The sequence below is a fragment of the Nostoc sp. genome (assembly GCF_054880495.1).
In genome coordinates this window covers 38,434-57,873 of the sequence record NZ_JBTYKD010000062.1, presented here as the reverse complement: position 1 = coordinate 57,873, position 19,440 = coordinate 38,434, and the positions used below count along the sequence as shown (strand labels likewise).

Below are 19,440 nucleotides of genomic sequence, written 5' to 3'. Positions count from 1 at the left end.
TGATGTGCAAATCGGCTTGAGAGTAAAGTGGTGTTCGTTGTTCGAGGAGCGATCGCAATTTACCTTTAGGATCAGCATCTTGCAGCAGTGGTCTTGTGGTATCCTCAGCTAAACGGCTGTAAATTATCTCTACTGGCACATCTAGCCACACTATCAAACCGTGGTGCAAGTAACCCCAATTTTCTCGTCGCAGTACAATGCCCCCACCGGTTGCTATAGTCAACTTTGTGAAAGCACAAACTTTTGAAAGTACGTCACTTTCTAACTGGCGAAACCCTGCTTCACCTTCTTGTGCAAATAACTGATTGATAGATTTACCTGTTGCTTGGGCAATGACATTATCCGTATCCACAAATCCATAATTCAGTTCCTTTGCCAGTAAGCGCCCAACTGTCGTTTTACCAACGCCCATAATGCCAATTAAGTACAGGTTGACTCCTTGTAATAAGCTGCTCACCAGTTACTTCGCTCCAATTGTGAGTTTTGAGTCACAGTTTCTAATTATAAACTTAATGACTCATATATGCCTATTCAAGCAATGCCTGGGTTGGGCTTGACTAACGCACTTTATTATGTATGACTGGAGAAGAGCGATCGCTTCTTTGACTAGCTAGATTGCTGCAAATATAAAATTACTTGATTTCTAATTAAGCGACTGCACTTAACAAAGACACAATATACTGATTGAGATTTACACCTTCATGTTCAGCAGTCTCAGCTAAACGACGATGTAGAGATTTTGGCATCCGCACTAACAACTTACCTCTATAACTATTATCACTGCTGGGTAAAGGAATATCATCGCTAGCTTCATAAGCTGTTTCAATCCACAATTCTCGTGCCTAATTAATGTTTGCCATTGTCTCTTCTAGGGACGGCTTCGGCTTCTCAATCTGCTTGTTATTCTGGTTCAGTGTCTTCATTAATCCACTCTTCTAAATTTAATAGTTCAACTATTTGCTGTACATAAACTCCTTTAACTTTTTCAGGACTTACGTAACTGGCACATTGCGATCGCTAGCAGATAGTACTTTATTACTATATAGGACTTACGCAACTGGCACAAACAATGGGTGGTACGGGACTGCATAACGGAAGAATCTAACTCAAACCAAGGTCATACGAATATCGGGGCGTTTGAGTTGCTGAATCAAATAATTAGAAAGTAATTTATGCTTAATTTGATAAATAGTATCACCCGTTTGATAGGCTATATTCTTTAATCGAACCCAAACCAACATTGCACAAGCAATATGATTTATTTGAAGACGAGCTTTACGACATTGACAATATTGAATGCCTGTTAATTGTTTTATTTCTCTGTGAAACTCTTCAATTTTCCAACGAATTTTACACACCTCTTGTACAACATCCGTGGAACTTTGAGATAAATCGTTAGTTACGACATAATCCGTTTTGTTGATAGAAACAGTAACCCTGCCAGCTATGTCATTAAGTTGCATAATAAGAACATGAAGCTCTTTAAAAGTAACTATGCCACCACCAGCCAAGAACTTTTTAACGACGGAACAAGTCACACAGCTTCATGTTGATCTAAAAGAGAGCGACCAACCGCATGTTAGAGAAAGAATTCTAATTATTCTGCTCCAGAATGATGGTAAACCGCAACACGAAATTGCTAAATTTTTAGGTTGTTCAGCAAGAACAGTAGCATATTGGTGTATGCATGGAGATCCAGATAATTTAGAAACTCTACATAATAAAAGAGAATACGAACATTACCGAAAAGCTACGCCTGAATATATTGAACTGTTATTAAAAACTGTTGACCAAGAAGCATCAGATTTAGGTTATGAATTTGGGAAATGGACAGCAGAAAGATTAGCTACATATTTAACCGAGAAGACAGGTATTGATTTAAGCAGTTCTCAAGTGAGGAGAATATTAAAGAGAAAAAAGTATAGTTATATTTGGGCGAAATATTGGTTAGAAGATAAATAAAAACCAATAGAAAGGGCCGAGTTTAAAGAAAAGCTGGCTCAATATTTAACAATAGCACGAGAAGAACCAGAGCGTTTACAGGTGTGGTTTTGGGACGAGAGCGGGTTTAGTTTACGTGTGATTCGCCGGAAGAATTGGGGTAAAAAGGGAAAACGAAAAAATGTTCCAGGGCAACGGCGCTGTGGTCGCGTTAATGTGATGGGAGCAATCAGAGAATCAGACCGGAAACGGGTATGCTTTTTTGTCAAAAAAGGTAATGCAGATATTTTTTATGAGCAATTACAACAATTAAATGAATTAATTAAACAAGAGTGGCTAAGTAAAGGGAACCTTGGGAGAGATTTCTCCAAGCATGGGTCGAAGATTATTTTAATTTTAGACAATGCTAGTTTTCATAAGCGCAAAGATATTATAGCTAAAATATCTCAAGAATTTCCCAACTTTGTTTTAGAATTTTTGCCTGCTTACAGCCCTGATTACAACATTATCGAATTAGTTTGGCACTCATGTGAAGAATATATTGCTTACCGCCTGTTTAAATCAGTAGATGAATTGCAAGCACTACTAGATAAACTGTTAAACCAAGATGAGTTACTGATTAAGTGGCATCGGAAAATCAAAAATAAAGGCAATGTCAACTATGTTGCAGCTTAAATGCTGATTAGCTTACCAGTCAGGGGATCGACGATGGCAGGAGCCTTCCCACTCACAACTGTAAGATTATTTGTGTTAGCCATCTTATTCTCCTTGCTTAAATGATCTTTGAAACCTGTTGATGTTTTAATCTAACAGGATGTCTCAAAAGTAAGAAAGCTCACTCAACCGTATCCTGCCAGTAGAAAAAATACTTAAGTAGGACAGCATTACGAGAGCCATGAATCGACCGTACCATATTACGTAACAATTTCGTCGAACTTAAGAGGGTCATAATTGTAGCAATTAAGCCGGAAAAAAGACGAGAATTTACTACCCCTATTGCTTGAATCACACCATGCTCGTTACCACTATATTGACGTTTAGTTGTTTTTATTTCTATGGCATATCGCTTATCAATTACCGTATCATCAAAAACTAGACATGCGTTATCACTCACTTGGATGATATTTTTAACATTATCCCAAAGCAAACGTGGTGTTAGCTTTTCGTTCTTGAGATAGCCGTTAATTTTATCATGACTAATCTGATCTAAATGCTCCGCCAGATTTGTCAGAGTATAATTAATCTGACTACTTAACAAGTACTGGCAATAGTTAAGTTTAGTAAATCTCATAAACTAGAGAATTTATTTTATGCATCCTCAAATAATTTTCTCATGATTTGAAGAATATTTAACACAGCCGATTCCTGTGACTAATTTCTGCAACTCATTCCAGATACGCCACTTTTCTATAGTACGTAAATACTATAAAATAGCGATTGCCCTGTGCCAGTTGCGTAAGTCCTGATCAACATAAATAATAAATCGTAAATTTATAACAAATTTAATAACTTTCTTTAGGTGACTTGACAATTGCTGGTTAGGTATTTTTAGAGTTAATGAAAAAATTAACAGAACTTGTTTGAAACTTTATTCAAACAAGTTCTGTCTATCTAAATAATCCGGATTTTTACTGTGGTGGGTCATTTTAAGTATACAAAATACTTTGTTTCTAACAGCACATTGTCGTTATTCTAAAAGTTTGGTTATGACAAGCACTAAGCAATTAAATGTTGATGATAAAGGTATAAATGATGACTAATCTACTGCGCTCGCCTAAAAAATAATGCAAATTTGAAGTTTTGACACAAAAACTACTGCATATTTCACCCCAATAAGCCTGAATTAATAAATAGTAGGATGAATGAGGCATCAACTATGACTCGAATTCGTGACGTTGTACAAAAAGCCTTAGCAACTGGCTATTTGACAGTGGAAGCTGAAAATCAACTACGACAACTGTTGACTACCCGGTATGGCTTGGAAGATTTTAATGCTTTCATGACTTTGCAGGAAGCTGCAATGACTGGTGAGGTCAAGCAGGAGTCTAGAGAGCGGTGTGGCATCAAGTAGAGACGTAGCCTACTACATCATCACCGACGGGGGCGTTTACCATCATTTTCAAAATCATCATCATCATCAAAAAATTCCCAATCATCATCATCTGCTTGATTGGTAGTCGGTGGCTGATAAGGGGGAATGATTACTCGATAATCAGCATCGTAAATTGATTCAGTTTTTCCCGCAGCCGTATTTTTTGGCTCACGGTAGCTGTAGGAATAAACTGAACTAGATTGAGAATTGCTTTTGGCTTCTGATTGAGTTTCGTAAGTTGTTGAGTCTCTAGGCTGTTGAGTTTGAGGATTAGGCGCTGACTCTGACTTTTTATCAAAGTTCCAATCATCATCTTTATTGCTATTTGTCTCCCAATCATCAAATACATCACTGCTAGGCTCTTGTTTTTTACTAGCTGGTGGTGGAGGACTGACAGGGCGAGATGTAGGTTCTTCTCTCCGGGTTGCCTTTGCACGAGGTGAAGTCGCGCTTGCTTTGTTAGGAGTTTGGCGTTGTCCTCCCACAAAATAATTGGATAAGTTAAATAAAGTAGCAATCAATATAGATGTGAAAGCACCAGTGGCAGTACTGAACAAAATCCATATCGCTAGTGGTAATGGTTGAGTTCGCACTCCCAAAAATACTAGCGATATGGCAGGAGACCAATTTTGGAGTAATAACAGCGTTAGTCCTCCTAGTACCGCCACCAATAGAATTAAGCGAATTACAGCCATAGCAATTGTGTCAGTTGTCAGTTATCAGTGGTCAGTTGTCAGTTGTCAGCTATCAGTTATGAGTCTGATTATTCTTCACTGACTACTGACACTAACAGCCATCTCTATGATTACCCTTTTAAGATGATTGTGAAATTTATGATAAATCCACTGAGGGCGTTAGCGACGGCCTTGCCATCTCTGAATTGGGATGCAGTCAATATCTAGTTGATCTAAAGCACGGGCAACTACAAAATCAACTAAATCCTCGATGGTTTGAGGATTGTGATACCAGGCGGGAATAGCGGGGACAATTCTAACTCCAACTTCTGCTAAAGAGGTTAAGTTACGTAGGTGGATGAGGCTAAAAGGCGTTTCACGAGGAACAATGACCAGCTTTCGCCCTTCTTTGAGTTGGACATCTGCTGCCCGTTCTAGTAAATCGGAACTCAAGCCAACCGCTAGCTTTGCCACTGTACTCATGCTGCATGGAATGATCATCATCCCCAGAGTGGCAAAGGAACCACTGGCAATACCGGCTCCAATATCACTCCAAGGATGGCAGCGCAGTTTCCCCAAAAGTGCCACTCCAGCTTGCTCTCGCCAAAATTGTTCTTGTTGAGTTGGTTCTGGTGGCATCCGAATTTCCTGTTCTGACTGCCAAACCATGTAAGTTGATTTAGAGGCAACCAATTCAATACTATACTCCGCTTCTAGCAAAAATTTGATCGCGCGAACAGCGTAAATCAGACCAGATGCGCCCGATACGCCTAAAATTAAAGGACTAGTGTTATTTGACACGCAACATTTACTGGATTTTACTCATCCTCAGAGTAAGAGTCTAGGTCATCAGACTCAAGATCATTTGGTAAGTAGAGGTCTGAAAGCTCCTCATGGGAACCATTGCCAGTTGAACCTTTGGCTAGACCATCGCTGCCAACTGTTACCAAATCAATTTGCTGACGGTAGTAATCGACACTTTTAACTTGCACGGCGACGCGATCGCCTAGTCTATAGGAAGCGCGATTTTTGCGACCAAATAGTGCTTGTTGTCTGGCGCGATATTCATACCAATCATCTTTAAGAGAACTGACGTGTACCAACCCTTCCACGCGCAAAGGCACACCAGGATTACTGTTGGATTCCACCTCAGCTGCTGGTACTTCAATTTCCACAAAGAAACCGTAGGATTGGACACCAGTAATCACGCCTTGAAATACCTGACCGATGCGCTGCTTCATCAGTTGGGCTTTTTGTAGCCCGGCTAAATCGGCTTCAGCTTCTTGGACTTCTTTTTCTCGGTCGTTGATTTGGACGATTACCCTAGTTAAATCGCTTTGAAGTTCTTGTTGCAATTCTGGGGGTAAAACGTTCCAGTTAATTTCCTCGTGGCTGGAGGAGTGGCGCAGGTTAACGCGCTCTCTCACACGGGTATTGCGGCGATCGCGTCCGTTTTCGAGTAGCGTGTAATACACTCTCTGCATGAGCAAATCTGGGTAACGCCGTAAGGGAGCGCTAAAGTGAACATATTGCGCTAGTGCCAGACCAAAGTGAGATCCTTTGGTGGTGCTGTACGCCGATGCCTTGAGTGTATCTTGTAATAAGTATGTTAGAACTTGCTCCGAGGGAGATTCCCCAAAAGCTGTGGTCAAATGCTGATAATCTAAGGGTTGGATATCAACTTCTGGATCTAGTGTGAGGTCAACGCCTAAATTGACTGCCAATTTCAGCATTTCCTGGACATCTTCAACATCGGGTGTGCCTTGGACTCGCCAGATGGCGGGAACACCAAGAGCATTTAAGTGAGTTGCAGTCAGTTGATTAACTAGCAGCACCAATTCCGTGAGTAGCGATCGCACTGGTAAATCATTCACCGCCACAGTCCCTAGAATCCCCTCATCATAATAGGCGTTTTGACTGGGCGGCAGATTCAACTGGAGGCTACCACGAGTCAAACGTACCTGTTTGACAGCTTTTTGCAAGGCTTGAAGGTCTTGCAGTATTTGGGAAACCTGTGGTGATTGATCTTTAGCTTCACCTGTAAGAATTGCTTGGGCAAGTTCAGTACTCAGTGCCGTTTCTACATTAATTACACTGGATTGAATTTCCCACTCCAACACTTGTCCCGATTGGGGATCAATTGTAATTAAAAAAGAGATAGTTAAGCGATCGCTCCCAGGTACTAAAGAACAGCGTTCTGCCACACTTGCGGGCAACATTGGCAGCACCAATTCTCCTAAATACACTGATTTTCCGCGTTTGAATGCTTCTCTATCTAGGGCTTCGTCAGGTTGGACATAGTGACAAACATCGGTGATATGAACGCCCAAAAGCCAATTTCCGGCTAGGTTTTTTTCTAAACTAAAAGCGTTTTCTACAACTTTGGTGTCGCCGCCATTTACCCCTTCAATAGTGAGAGTAAACAAATTACGTAAATCTAAGCGATTTTTCAGGTCTGCTTTCAGCAGCTTTTTGGGTAACTTAGCGGCTGCTTCTAGGACATTATCTGGAAAAGTCCGGGAAAGGTCGTGTTTGCACGTAACTAAATCTATATCAGCAGCTGCTTCGGCATCGCTGCCGAGAATTTGCACGACTCGACCGAGGGGAGGATATTGTGCCAAGGGGTAACGCAAAACTTCCACATGAACCAGGTGATCGATCGCTTCTTCCAACTTCGCCCCGTTAGGTTGGATTTTGAGTTCAAACAGCAATCGATCATCTAAAGGCACAGCCCGGAAACCGCTTTCCACCTGCTTAATTCGTGCCAGTAATGTGTGGTTGGAACGTTCTAGAATCAGCTTCACCTCCCCTTCAGGAGAGCGACGGCGACTGCCTTCTTTGAGAACTCTGACCAAAACGCGATCGCCATTCCAAGCATTACTCAGATGACTTTCGCGGATGTAAATATCCTCAGCTCCTTCCACATCTTGAATAGCAAAGCAAAAGCCTTTACTAGAACAACGGAGTTTTGCCTCGATTATTCCCTCTTCTGAGACACGGCGGTACTTGCCCCGTTCTTTCACCAAAAGACCGATTTTTTCGAGAACATCTAAGGCAATGTGAAGTTTTTGTAAACTTTTTTCATCTTCACAGCCAAGTTTCTTTTCTAAAACTTTCCGAGCTACCAATTTATCATCGGTGAAATTGGCCAGGAGTGTAGCGATTGAAAATTCCATGCAGTGAACCGACCTTTGGTCAAAACATCATTTTTTGTTTAATCTGGTTCTTTTCTGTATACCCTCACGGCTTACAGAAACAAGCTGGAAACGAATTACCCTCAGACAAAGCTTCCTCAGTTCTAAGGAAAGGAAGCCCGACCCAGCAAGAGCGGGAAACTACTTCCGCAGTTCCTTTGCAAGGAAGCCGACTCACGGACAACTCTGAGCGTATCCGAACTTCTCACTGCACGATGCTCTCAGAGTTCGCCTGCGTTCAAGTCTCTTCACCTAACCAAACTTCAGATTGCACGCCTGATTAAAATTTAGCCCCGCTAGGTAATTACGCGACGGGTTTTTGAGAAGCTGGGTTTAGAGAATCCATGCTGCCCAAAAGCGCTATGCAGGGGAGCCACTGCGGTGAGGCAGCCGCAGTATTGGCGGGTTCCCGTCGATAGCGCCACGGAGAGCGAGTCATCGAGCGTCTGGGGGACTGCCGAACCCGAAAGGTCTTGGGGTCTCCCCAAGTGGAGGAGCCAGCTGCGTGGGCGGGTCTCCTGACTTGAGCGGACTGGCGTCAAGTGGCGTGGAAACTACAGGTGTTTGATTGTCTAGAGTGAAGGTAATTTTACGCCATTAGACTCTGATTTTTAACTAGGAGGAACTGCCGGTGAACCCAATTTTCCCACATGTAGAATCGGTAACAATTAGGTCAGCAGGTTAATAAGCAGTGAGGGCGAACCTTATCTTCATTATTGTAGATTTAGAGCGCATTTCCAGAAAATAGTTCTAGATATCCCGTTGGGTAATTAGTATAGCATTGCAGGCAAGACTACCCACGTCAGTTAGCACTAACCAAAAATTTCCTCAAAAAAGAGCTATTGCTACAATTGGGACACAAGGCAAAGCAAGAATATTACCTTGATGGCCTAGAGCAAATTATGAATTATTTTAATTGCTGACTATCAGCCAAAAAAAAAGGAGTCTAAATTAGGCTCCTAAGTTAACTTCAGGTGAAAGGGCGGTTTTTAACTAACCGCCAGTTGATTGTCGCAGTTGACACTACAGAAATCAGGTGACACCAAAGACAATCACTAAGCCCAAAACAGCCCCAAACACAATCAAGGCGTAAAATTGAGCGCGACCGTTTTCTAGGTACTTCAGACCTTCACCACTGACAAGGGTAAAAAAGCCTGTGAGGTTAACAGCACCATCGACAACCCGGAAATCAACTTCCATAACTTGTCTAGCTAGGCGACGCAAGCCGAGGACAAAAACGCGATGGTAAATGTCATCGAAGTACCACTTATTGAGGGATAACTCGTAAAGTGGTTTGATTTTAGCAGCGATCGCCGCCGGGTCAATTTTCCCTCGCAAATACATCAGCGAAGCTAAGGTAATTGCAATCAAGGAAATTCCCACTGAGGCACCCGCCATGATGTAGAATTCCGTCGGATTGAACTCGGAAGCTTTTTCTATAACTTCGGTGATTTCGCTAGGAGGAAAGATAAACTCTTCAAAATAGTTGGCGTAGGGAGTTCCTAGCAAACCAATCAAAATCGAAGGCACAGCTAACAGTGCCAACGGTAGAGTCATTGTCCACGGCGACTCGTGAGGAGAATCACTATGATGCTCGTGGGAGTCATGGGAGTCATGGGAATCATGGTGTTCACCAGTGGCAGCCAATTCTCCTTTTTTCATCGCCCCAGGCCCAAAATTCGGGGCTGGTTCTTCTGATTCTAATTCCAGGACAATTGTCGCTGCCGCCTTCTTGAGTTTTTGCTTGATTTTCTCGTTATTGCCCCGGAATTCGCCTTCAAATGTCGAGAAATACATCCTAAACATATAGAAAGCCGTAATCCCGGCAGTTAGCCAGCCAATGAACCAGAGGAGTGGGTTAGCTTCAAAAGCTTTGCCCAGAATTTCATCTTTTGACCAGAAGCCAGCAAAGGGCGGAATACCAGAAATTGCCAAGCAACCAATCAAGAAGGTAATTGCCGTGATCGGCATATACTTCCGGAGACTGCCCATCAAGCGCATATCTTGCGCCAAAGCGGGATCGTGACCCACAACACCTTCCATGCCGTGAATTACTGAACCTGAACCCAAGAACAGCATCGCCTTAAAATAGGCGTGGGTCATCAGGTGGAATAGTCCAGCACTGTAAGCACCAATTCCCATTGCCATCACCATGTAACCGAGTTGGGAAATGGTGGAGTAAGCCAAGCCTTTCTTAATATCGTTTTGAGTAATCGCAATGCTTGCCCCTAAAAACGCCGTAAACGCCCCAGTAAAGGCAATCACGTTCATTGCTGCTGGAACGTGTTCAAACACTGGGTACATCCGCGCAATCAGGAAAACACCTGCTGCCACCATCGTTGCTGCGTGAATCAAGGCAGAAATGGGGGTGGGGCCTTCCATTGCATCTGGTAGCCAGACGTGGAGGGGGAATTGGGCAGATTTCGCCACTGGCCCTAAGAAAACTAAAATCGCAAACAGGATAGCGAGAAAATTGCTGATAGAACCTGATTGGACTAGTTGGGACAGGCGATCGCCCATGACATTAAATTCAAAGCTTCCTGTTGCCCAGTACAGCCCCAAAATGCCCAGTAATAGACCAAAGTCACCGACGCGGTTGGTGACAAAGGCTTTTTGAGCGGCATTGGCTGCTGATTTGCGATCGTACCAAAAACCGACCAGCAAGTAGGAACACATCCCGACCAGTTCCCAGAATATATAAATCTGTACTAGGTTGGGGCTGAGTACCAGACCTAACATTGAAGAACCAAACAAACTCAGATAAGCATAAAACCGCACGTAACCGGGATCGTGAGCCATGTAGCCATCGGTGTAAACCATGACTAAGAAGGCTACCGTGGTAACAATCACCAGCATTAGGGCTGTCAGGTGGTCAATAGTGTAGCCCATGTTCAGGTGAAAATTACCTGCTGCTGCCCACTCCAAGGTGCGGTTATAAGTCGCGTGTCCTTGAATTTGACTCCATAGCAAGGCAAACGACAGCCCCATAGCTGCTCCCATCAGGGAGATAATCACCACAGCGTTAAGCTGCCGTAAGCCGTTTGTCACCTGATTGAACGAGATTAATCCTAGACCGACCAGCATTGCCCCAAAAAGAGGTAATACTGGAATCAGCCAGGCATACTGATAGATTACTTCCATCACTGACGCCTACTTTTAGAATTCTTAACTAACGTGTCGGAACTGTTAATAATTGTGACACACACCCTTTAGGATAAAAATAACCCACCCAATGATGATTGGGTGGGGTGTTAAGCATGGCTTTAGATTTGGTCATTGGTCATTTGTCATTTGTCATTGGTCATTAGTCCCATGCGCCATACTTCTCTACGAGAGGCTGCGCCAACGACAACGCTCAGTACAAGTGCCCCATGCCCAATGCCCATCAAGCTGACCGATACTCTAAGTCCACTGTTTTTGAACTTTTGTAGATTTTGGGGCAACTGCTATATCTGGCTTTAATGTTTTCTAAAGCTAGACGTAAATCTTCTGTGCCGCGAAAGCTTTCTAAGCGATCGCCAATAGTGCCATTTTCAATCAATAGTAAAGTGGGTAGTGATTTTAGCCTATAAGTTGTAGACAATTTAAAATTTTGATCGGCGTTAACTGTAACTAATTTAATTTCCTCCCCACATTGGGCTTGAAATTGCAACAATAATGGGTGGATAATCCGACACAAGCCACACCAAGGTGCTTCAAAATTAACTAAAACAGGAATAGGAGATTCTAAAACTTCTTGAGTAAATGTCCGTTCACTAACCGACAAAACCATGACGCCTCTTGGATTATAGGGTTTTTATATGAAACTACCTATCAGCTTTAAAGTGAAGGATTGCCAAGTCAGTAACTGCCGATAGATGCTTTTAGGAAGTAAATCTCAGGACACAGAATAATTAGGCAAAAATTCAGCGCGTTAATCTGTCTCTGAATCAAAAAGCCAGCGCTACTTTCACGGTGGCTTTTTTGAATGTTAAACTCCTGATTACCGTCTTTACCTGAGAATTTGACTGAATCTGTCACTTACTCCCAAGTACAAAGCAACTGATCAACAACTACCAATCTAAAATCTTTAGCTGACTGAACGCACCTCCACTAGATAGATCCTTGAACTTATCCTACATTGATTTTGGGGCAATTGATCATCTGAAATTCTCATTTATTTGTGATTTTATGCTGACATTGGGGATCGCCTAGATTTACCATTTTATTCTACTAGTTGCTGCCAGCAACAGTGGGTGCGACCACCAAAGCAAAGCGATAAAAATCGCAACTCCCAAATAGGCAGGGCGGAGAAATTCATACCATTTGAGAGATTGACGTCCATCGATAATTGCTTTGAAGGGAATAATTGAAGTCCGTTGTTTGGCAATTTCAAAAGCTTCGCCATAGCGATCGCTTAAACGCCGATCCCCGTGCCAAACCCCAAACAAGTGATGCAACACCAACCCAATGGAAGTCACAATGGTAAAGGTAGTACCTAGCCACAGAGTATGGGCAACACACCAAATTATTTGTCCCACCATCTGGGGATGACGGGTAATCCGAATAATTCCTGTTTCGTAAAGATGAACTTGGGGCTTTTGAATAGCAGCAATTTCTAGTAGATTGAAGGTAGCAGGATATAAAAACAAAAACGAGATCGCTGATAGCACCCAAACAAATTCTTGCACTCCTGGCACTCCTTGTACCTGCCAAAGTTGCAAACCATCATAGCGGTGTCCAAAAAAGTAAATAATTAATATTACAGCCAACGGGAGGCTAACTAATGCAAAGAGAATGCGATAAAGCCTTGGGCCAATGTATTTTTCTGCCCAAGGGCGTAAAGCAGCGCCTCCACTGTGAGCGATCACAAAAACTATTTGTAACGCCAGTATGACAAAATGACTAGGTGTCAACCAAGAAATCAGCAGCATATTACACGGGTGAAATAATTTAAAGAAAATCGAACTCAGTACAACCAATACCACAAAGTATTCCAAAGGAGACTTTAGTCAAGATGTTGTGCCACTGTCTTTTTCGAGTCAAGCTTTCAAGTTTAATATGCAACAAATCATCACTGGCTGATTGTTGCCCAAGCTGATTTGTTGTGTGCATCCGCTCCTTTTAAAGTTTGTGGTTTGAGCCTTATGTCTGACCTTCCTTTCACTTTAGATCAATTACGTATTCTGAAAGCGATCGCTCAAGAAGGAAGCTTCAAGCGTGCCGCCGATAGTCTTTACGTCTCGCAACCTGCGGTGAGTTTGCAAGTTCAAAATCTCGAACGGCAGCTAGATGTCCCCTTATTCGATCGGGGAGGACGACGCGCCCAATTAACCGAAGCAGGGCATTTACTCCTAAGCTACGGGGAAAAAATCCTCAGTCTGTGTCAAGAAACCTGCCGCGCGATCGAGGATTTACAAAATCTCCAAGGCGGTACTTTGATTGTCGGTGCTTCTCAAACGACTGGCACTTATCTTTTGCCCAGAATGATCGGAATGTTCCGACAAAAATATCCCGATGTGGCAGTGCAATTACACGTCCACTCTACCCGACGGACAGCTTGGAGTGTCGCTAACGGACAAGTTGATCTGGCAATTATCGGCGGTGAAATTCCGGGTGAACTATCAGAATCTTTAGAAGTTATTCCTTACGCTGAAGACGAACTAGCGCTGATTTTACCTGTCTTTCATCCCTTTGCAAAACTGGAAAAAATTCACAAAGAAGACTTATATAAATTACAATTCATTGCCTTAGATTCCCAATCGACTATTCGCAAAGTAATTGACCAAGTGCTATCACGCTGTGAGATTGATACCAGACGTTTTAAGGTTGAAATGGAACTAAATTCCATTGAAGCAATTAAAAATGCTGTGCAATCTGGTTTGGGGGCTGCCTTTGTCTCAACTAGTGCGATCGCTAAAGAGTTACAAATGGGCGTTCTGCACTGTGCCAACATTGAAGGCGTCGTCGTCAAACGGACACTGTGGCTGATTTTTAATCCTAATCGGTATAGATCCAAGGCCGCAGAAGCTTTTAGTCGGGAAATTTTGCCCGAATTTGCTAATCCTGGATGGAATCAAGATGTGTTAATATTGGCACAAAAAAGCATCGTGGTAAGTACTTTGGATGGAGCAACGCCCATCTCATCCGGCGAAGGCTAAAATCAGGTCATTTGTCCTTTGTTTTTTGGTAAACGACCAATGACCAAATAATTCGTAACACTCGCCAAACGCGAGAAGCAAGCTACGTAATTCGTAATTCGTAATTATTAACCCATCGCTGTTCGTGCAGAGTGCTGTAGGCAAGCCAGAGGTTAGACATCACTTAAAAAGTTTCCTGTTCCTGATAAAGAAATTTAGTTTCTATGTAATCTGAATGAAGTAATTACGAATTATTAATTATGAATTATTTTAAATAATCACGAAAATGGAAGTTTACTGCACTCGTCCCCGTTGCCCACGCCCACAAAACTATTTTGTCGATTTAGATGATATTACGACGCTGAGAACAATGCAGCAGAAGTACTGTACTACCTGCGGTATGCCACTGATGCTAGATGGTCGATATGTGACAACGAAGCTGCTCGGCAGGGGCGGGTTTGGAGCAGCCTTTTTGGCACGCGATCGCCGAATACCTGGAATGCGTCAATGCGTAGTTAAGCAGTTTCAACCAGCCGGTAATTTAAGCCCAACTCAATTGCAACAAGCACAGCTGATGTTTGAGAGAGAGGCGGAAGTTTTAGCACAACTTGGTAACGATCACGAGCAAATTCCTGATTTATTTGCCTTCTTTCCAGTAATAGTTAATGGCTTGCAAGCAGGACAGCAAGACCAATTTTTTTACTTGGCACAAGAATACATTGATGGGCAAAACTTAGAGGAAGAATTAATTCAAAATGGCAAATTTTCTGAGCAGCAAGTGTTGGAGGTGCTGCAAGAAATCCTGAAGGTGCTAAAGTTTGTCCATGATCGAGGCATTATCCACAGAGACATCAAACCTTCTAACATCATGCGTCGTCGTGATGGTAAACTTTTTTTACTCGATTTTGGTGCAGTTAAACAAGTAACAAACGCTGCACTTGGTTCTGCGGCTTCTTCCACAGGAATTTATTCTATGGGATTTGCACCACCTGAGCAGATGGCTAGGGGTCAAGTATTCCCATCTACGGATTTATACTCATTGGCTGTAACTCTAGTTACTTTGTTGACAAATCAGGAAGCAATTGAATTATTTGATGCTTATAGCAACCAGTGGAAATGGCGAACGCAAGTGACTGTCAACCCTCGCCTTGCTGACATTTTAGACAAGATGCTGCTACCTGCTCCTAATCAGCGCTTCCAGTCAGCCCAGGAGGTTTTAGATGCACTTAACTCACAGCCTCAAGCCCCTACACAACTTAATTCGGCTTCTGTAACACCTTCTGTAACACTTTTGCCACAACCACAACCAGCCAAAAGTTCTAGTCCCGTCGTCCCCCAGCGTTCATCAACTCAACCAGTGTTTTCTACACTGGAATTATTAGGTGGGGCGGCATTTAGTGGATTTGAGGGTGCATTGATCGCGATCGCCCTCTTCAGTCTAGTAAAATCACCAATAGCTACTTTCATTGTCGCATCTGTAATTTTGGGGATACTGATATTTGTCCAAACCAGGCGGTGGATTGAAAAGTTCGATTTATTAATTATTCCGGCAATTACTTTTGCGATTATTTTTTTTATCCCCTTTTTACAAGGAGGTATTGGCATTCAGGCAGTAGTTGTTTTAGCAGTTGCAGCAGGCTTAGTAACTATTTCATTAACAGCCGTATTTCGACTTATTTATAATTTATTATCTCTCTTGCTTTAAAAAAAACCTGGTGCTAACAGCTATCTATGTCTCAGAAAAACGAAACACTTAGCCTTTTCTTAGCCGCTGTCATCACCATTGGCTTCATCTTTGGTGGCTTATGGTTTTTGATGGAACGATGGGCGCAAATAAATGGAACTGTTCCTAAACCTTCAGAGACTGGCAACACAAGCAACACAAGCAATCCCCTAAACCAGTTTGTCAACAGATGTAACGTGGCAAATCTCCCAGAGGGGACATTCAACTATGGTGGTAGCACAACCTGGGCACCCATCCGTAAAGAGGCAGACTCCGTTCTGCAAAGCCTGTGTCCTCGGTTTATTTTACGCTACACTCAACCTCCGTCAGGTCAACCAGGATCAGGAACTGGCATTCGGATGTTGATAGATAATCAACTAGCTTTTTCTCAATCTTCTCGCTCAGTTAAAGCTGAAGAAAATGCAGAAGCTAAACAAAAAGAATTTAGTTTAAAAGAAATTCCGGTGGCAATTGATGGTATTGCGATCGCAGTTAACCAGAGTCTCAATATCCCTGGCTTAACTGTCGCCCAACTCAAAGACATCTACACAGGCAAGATTACCAACTGGCAAGAAGTCGGTGGGCTAAATTTACCAATTACAGTCTACTCTCGCAGCAAAGAAGCTGGGGGTACAGCAGAGTTTTTTGTCGAAAATATTTTAAATAAAGAGAATTTTGGGACTAACGTTAGTTATATTAACACCACCACTGAAGCGGTACGAAAAGTAGCTGCAAGTCCTGGAGGAATTTACTATGCTTCTGCCCCAGAGATTGTACCTCAGTGTATGATTAAGTCCATACCACTAGGGCGCACAAGCGGTCAATTTGTGCCTCCCTACCAAGAACCCTTTATACCTCCATCTGAATGTCCTAATAAACGTAATCAGTTGAATAGTCAAGCATTTCGGAGTGGAGACTATGCAATTACCCGCAATTTATTTATAATCGTTAAACAAAATAATCAAACAGATCAGCAAGCTGGAGAAGCTTATGCAAATTGGCTGCTGACACCTCAAGGTCAAGAACTGATCGAAAAAGCTGGATTTGTTAGACTTAAATGATCAAAGTGGTTAGATTTAGCAAAATAATCAAATTAGGACTTACGCAAAAACTCTCTTAAACTCTTATTTCTCAGTGTTATCTGCCTCTGGAGTAGTTCGTTTTTTATCTCAAGACCTAAGTTCTACAAATAATAAACATTTTTACTTTATTCAAATTTGTTCATGTCCCAAAAGAATGAAACCACAGTTTTAGCCTTGGCTCTGTTGCTGACAGTTGGAATAATTGGCGGTGGTTTTTGGTGGTTTACTAACAACTCTGGTTTCAAACTTGGTAATACTCCAAATCAGGAGACAGGTAGCAATCCATCCTTACAAGACCGCATTAGTTTTGGGGAAAAATCCTTGACTCCGGGTGAAATTTCTCCAGTTAAAAAATCGGGAGTACAGGCGATCGCTGCTAAAAGTTATGATCAGGCGATCGCCAATTTCACAGCTGCCCTAAAACTCAACCGTAACGATCCAGAAGCGTTGATCTTTCTTAACAATGCCCGAATCAAATCTTCAAAGAGCTACACCATTGTGGCTTCTGTACCAATAGGCACTGACCCGAATACTTCTTTAGAAGTTTTACGTGGTATCGCTCAAGCCCAAAATGAAATTAATACCTCTGGGGGAATCAAAGGAGTGCCGTTGAAGGTAGGGATAGCTAACGACAACGACAATCCAGAAATAGCCAAGCAAATCGCTTCCAGCCTAGTCAGCAATTCAGAAGTATTAGGTGTAGTTGGGCCGATTACTAGCGATTCCACCTTAGCCGCAGGTACTATTTATACTTCTGGAAAACTTGTAGCAATTTCCCCTACCAGCACATCTGTAAAAATTTCTAACTTTAGCCGCTACGTTTTTCGCACGGTTCCCAGTGATTTTATCGCTGCTAGAAGTTTGGCCAACTATATGGTGAAAACCTTGCAGAAAAAAAATGCCGCAGTTTTCTTTAATTCTCAGAGTAACTATAGCCAGTCTTTAAAGTCTGAGTTTGTTTCATCTGTTTTACTGGAGGGTGGACAGGTATCCAGCGAATTTGACTTATCCAAGGTGGATTTTAGTGCGGCTAAAAGTGTAGAACAAGCAACTAAACAAGGTGCAGAAGTGTTGATGTTAGCTGCTAACGCTGAAAGTTTGGATAAAGCGCTGCAAGTAGTTCAAATTAACCAGAAACGGTTAATTCTACTCTCTGGAGATGATGTTTACACCACCAAAACTTTAGAAATTGGCAGACAGCAAGCTGCGGGGATGATACTAGCAGTTCCGTGGCATATTGATGGCGATCGCAAGTCAGATTTTCCCCAGAAATCTCGGCAGTTATGGGGTGCTGATGTGAGTTGGCGAAGCGCCCTCAGCGATGATGCCACTGTAGCTTTGATTGCGGCATTAGAACGCAATCCCACGCGATCTGGAGTTCAAGAAGCACTAACTTCCTCTGAGTTTTCTGCCACTGGCGCTTCTGGTACAATTCGGTTTTTAGCATCAGGCGATCGCAATGCCCCAGTCCAACTTGTAAAAATCGTTCCTGGTTCTCGTTCCCGCACTGGTTATGACTTTGAACCAGTGCGCTCGTCAGCAATAAAAAATTAAAAATTAACCAATAGTTAACCTGGAAAAACTCTCAACATGGGAAATTCAGCTTTATGGGCAATACTTTCGTTTCTTGATGAGTATTCCCATAGAGCAAACCTAAGATTTTACACGCTTGTTTCTGCCATCAGGCAAAAAACTGAGCCAATAAAATTCTGTATGGTTAGTGAGAAATCCGGGTAATACTGCCCTGACTATTTAATAAACTTTGCCTTTCCTTAACTTGTCATTAATTTTCAGGTAACAAAATACAGAAGTGGGGATTTTTAGCACCTGGTTAGGTAGTGCAGTCTTGAGGTTTTTTCAAGTAAGTAACTGCCGAACCCAGACGGCTAATGGACAAGTGGTTTAATACCTTGTCCCTTGTGAAGAAAATCAAGAATTAAGAGCAAAATTATGCTGAATACAACACCTTTAAAAAGGTTATTGCAAGCAACCGCAGTACTTGGTTTCGCTATGCTTGCAGTTATTGGCACAGATCCTGCTCAGGCTGTTAATTTGAAAACATTTAATATTTCGGGAAATTTTGCTCCTACGCCTCTTGATGGTTCAGTAGGGCTACCTGTGAATTTAGTAAATGCTTCTTTTAATGGGACTTACACAGTGGATCTGGATCAATTACCCGCTTCTAGTTCTTTTGTAGATTTGACAAGTTGGACTCTCAACTTAGTTAATGATAATACTGTTTTGCGAACATTATCCAACAGTTTAGCTGGCAATACAGCTTACATTGAAGAGAACATACTTGCTTTTGCAGACGCAGGCTTATTAACAGAGCAAAACAAGAATTTGTACAGTTTTGAACTGTATTTTGACAAGAATTTTACAGGTCTGGGTAGTACCACTGATGGAAAATTTTTGGACAACAGCGACTTTGGAAGTGTGCAAAGCTCCGGCATTACTGCCGTTACTTTCGCTAAAAGTGAGCCTGTTCCTGAACCTGGAAATTTTGGTGGAATAGTAGTTGTTGGTACTATCGCTTTGTGGCTGAAAAGAAAGCAAAAAGCTTAAGTAGCGGCATAACTTTGCTTATGCTCAACGGTGTTAAGTTTTTCGGAATT

14 protein-coding genes and 3 pseudogenes are annotated in these 19,440 nt (G+C 42.3%); 7 read left to right on the top strand and 10 right to left on the bottom strand.

What is annotated here, in order from left to right; genetic code table 11:
• From ACYTXL_RS07305 to ACYTXL_RS07295, 3 genes and pseudogenes are all read right to left on the bottom strand, one after another.
• On the bottom strand, nt 1-457 hold a 457-nt coding region (locus ACYTXL_RS07305; RefSeq protein ID WP_461924122.1), incomplete at its 3' end, for a shikimate kinase.
• Nucleotides 458-647: 190 nt separating this feature from the next.
• On the bottom strand, nt 648-833 hold the full coding sequence (locus ACYTXL_RS07300) for a toxin-antitoxin system HicB family antitoxin (RefSeq protein ID WP_461924121.1): 186 nt from the start codon (nt 831-833) through the stop codon (nt 648-650).
• A 273-nt stretch (nt 834-1,106) separates the two neighbouring features.
• Nucleotides 1,107-1,439 (bottom strand): annotated as a pseudogene (locus tag ACYTXL_RS07295) (IS701 family transposase); the annotation flags it as partial.
• Between the two features lie 55 nt (nt 1,440-1,494).
• On the opposite strand from ACYTXL_RS07295, the pseudogene ACYTXL_RS07290 reads away from it, so the two are divergent.
• A pseudogene (locus ACYTXL_RS07290) lies at nt 1,495-2,616 on the top strand (IS630 family transposase).
• Nucleotides 2,617-2,923: 307 nt separating this feature from the next.
• On the opposite strand, the pseudogene ACYTXL_RS07285 reads toward ACYTXL_RS07290, so the two are convergent.
• Nucleotides 2,924-3,232, bottom strand: a pseudogene (locus ACYTXL_RS07285) (IS701 family transposase); the annotation flags it as partial.
• Nucleotides 3,233-3,817: 585 nt separating this feature from the next.
• On the opposite strand from ACYTXL_RS07285, the gene ACYTXL_RS07280 reads away from it, so the two are divergent.
• Nucleotides 3,818-4,012, top strand: coding sequence for a hypothetical protein (locus tag ACYTXL_RS07280; protein WP_334908184.1), 195 nt, complete (start codon nt 3,818-3,820; stop codon nt 4,010-4,012).
• Nucleotides 4,013-4,032: 20 nt separating this feature from the next.
• Here ACYTXL_RS07280 and ACYTXL_RS07275 read toward each other — a convergent pair whose 3' ends face one another.
• From ACYTXL_RS07275 to ACYTXL_RS07250, 6 genes are all read right to left on the bottom strand, one after another.
• Complete coding sequence (locus ACYTXL_RS07275; protein WP_461924120.1) at nt 4,033-4,728, bottom strand: LapA family protein; 696 nt, start codon at nt 4,726-4,728, stop codon at nt 4,033-4,035.
• A gap of 159 nt (nt 4,729-4,887) precedes the next feature.
• Nucleotides 4,888-5,508: a flavin prenyltransferase UbiX gene (locus ACYTXL_RS07270; RefSeq protein ID WP_461924119.1), complete on the bottom strand. Its 621-nt coding sequence runs from the start codon at nt 5,506-5,508 to the stop codon at nt 4,888-4,890.
• Between the two features lie 17 nt (nt 5,509-5,525).
• Nucleotides 5,526-7,883: a ribonuclease R family protein gene (locus tag ACYTXL_RS07265; RefSeq protein WP_461924118.1), complete on the bottom strand. Its 2,358-nt coding sequence runs from the start codon at nt 7,881-7,883 to the stop codon at nt 5,526-5,528.
• 1,050 nt (nt 7,884-8,933) lie between these two features.
• Entirely contained in the window at nt 8,934-11,042 is a 2,109-nt protein-coding gene (locus ACYTXL_RS07260; protein WP_461924117.1) for an NAD(P)H-quinone oxidoreductase subunit 5, read from the bottom strand.
• A 244-nt stretch (nt 11,043-11,286) separates the two neighbouring features.
• Nucleotides 11,287-11,673 (bottom strand): thioredoxin family protein, encoded by a 387-nt coding sequence (locus ACYTXL_RS07255; protein ID WP_461924116.1) that lies wholly within the window; start codon nt 11,671-11,673, stop codon nt 11,287-11,289.
• A gap of 424 nt (nt 11,674-12,097) precedes the next feature.
• Complete coding sequence (locus ACYTXL_RS07250; protein ID WP_461924115.1) at nt 12,098-12,814, bottom strand: NnrU family protein; 717 nt, start codon at nt 12,812-12,814, stop codon at nt 12,098-12,100.
• Between the two features lie 213 nt (nt 12,815-13,027).
• Here ACYTXL_RS07250 and ACYTXL_RS07245 point away from each other — a divergent pair, with 213 nt between their 5' ends.
• From ACYTXL_RS07245 to ACYTXL_RS07225, 5 genes are all read left to right on the top strand, one after another.
• Nucleotides 13,028-14,041, top strand: coding sequence for a LysR family transcriptional regulator (locus tag ACYTXL_RS07245; protein ID WP_292795544.1), 1,014 nt, complete (start codon nt 13,028-13,030; stop codon nt 14,039-14,041).
• Nucleotides 14,042-14,306: 265 nt separating this feature from the next.
• Nucleotides 14,307-15,725 carry a protein kinase domain-containing protein gene (locus ACYTXL_RS07240; protein WP_461924114.1) on the top strand — a complete coding sequence of 473 codons (1,419 nt, stop codon included), beginning with the start codon at nt 14,307-14,309 and terminating at the stop codon, nt 15,723-15,725.
• A 26-nt stretch (nt 15,726-15,751) separates the two neighbouring features.
• Entirely contained in the window at nt 15,752-16,804 is a 1,053-nt protein-coding gene (locus ACYTXL_RS07235; protein ID WP_461924113.1) for a PstS family phosphate ABC transporter substrate-binding protein, read from the top strand.
• A gap of 162 nt (nt 16,805-16,966) precedes the next feature.
• Nucleotides 16,967-18,379, top strand: coding sequence for an ABC transporter substrate-binding protein (locus ACYTXL_RS07230; RefSeq protein WP_461924112.1), 1,413 nt, complete (start codon nt 16,967-16,969; stop codon nt 18,377-18,379).
• Nucleotides 18,380-18,805: 426 nt separating this feature from the next.
• Nucleotides 18,806-19,390, top strand: coding sequence for a PEP-CTERM sorting domain-containing protein (locus ACYTXL_RS07225; RefSeq protein WP_461924111.1), 585 nt, complete (start codon nt 18,806-18,808; stop codon nt 19,388-19,390).
• Nucleotides 19,391-19,440: the final 50 nt, after the last annotated feature.

Coding starts and splice junctions, on each gene's coding strand:
- ACYTXL_RS07250 (WP_461924115.1), bottom strand. CDS start 12,814: ATGCTGCTGATTTCTTGGTTGACACCTAGTCATTTTGTCATACTGGCG.
- ACYTXL_RS07260 (WP_461924117.1), bottom strand. CDS start 11,042: ATGGAAGTAATCTATCAGTATGCCTGGCTGATTCCAGTATTACCTCTT.
- ACYTXL_RS07245 (WP_292795544.1), top strand. CDS start 13,028: ATGTCTGACCTTCCTTTCACTTTAGATCAATTACGTATTCTGAAAGCG.
- ACYTXL_RS07275 (WP_461924120.1), bottom strand. CDS start 4,728: ATGGCTGTAATTCGCTTAATTCTATTGGTGGCGGTACTAGGAGGACTA.
- ACYTXL_RS07255 (WP_461924116.1), bottom strand. CDS start 11,673: ATGGTTTTGTCGGTTAGTGAACGGACATTTACTCAAGAAGTTTTAGAA.
- ACYTXL_RS07230 (WP_461924112.1), top strand. CDS start 16,967: ATGTCCCAAAAGAATGAAACCACAGTTTTAGCCTTGGCTCTGTTGCTG.
- ACYTXL_RS07235 (WP_461924113.1), top strand. CDS start 15,752: ATGTCTCAGAAAAACGAAACACTTAGCCTTTTCTTAGCCGCTGTCATC.
- ACYTXL_RS07240 (WP_461924114.1), top strand. CDS start 14,307: ATGGAAGTTTACTGCACTCGTCCCCGTTGCCCACGCCCACAAAACTAT.
- ACYTXL_RS07265 (WP_461924118.1), bottom strand. CDS start 7,883: ATGGAATTTTCAATCGCTACACTCCTGGCCAATTTCACCGATGATAAA.
- ACYTXL_RS07280 (WP_334908184.1), top strand. CDS start 3,818: ATGACTCGAATTCGTGACGTTGTACAAAAAGCCTTAGCAACTGGCTAT.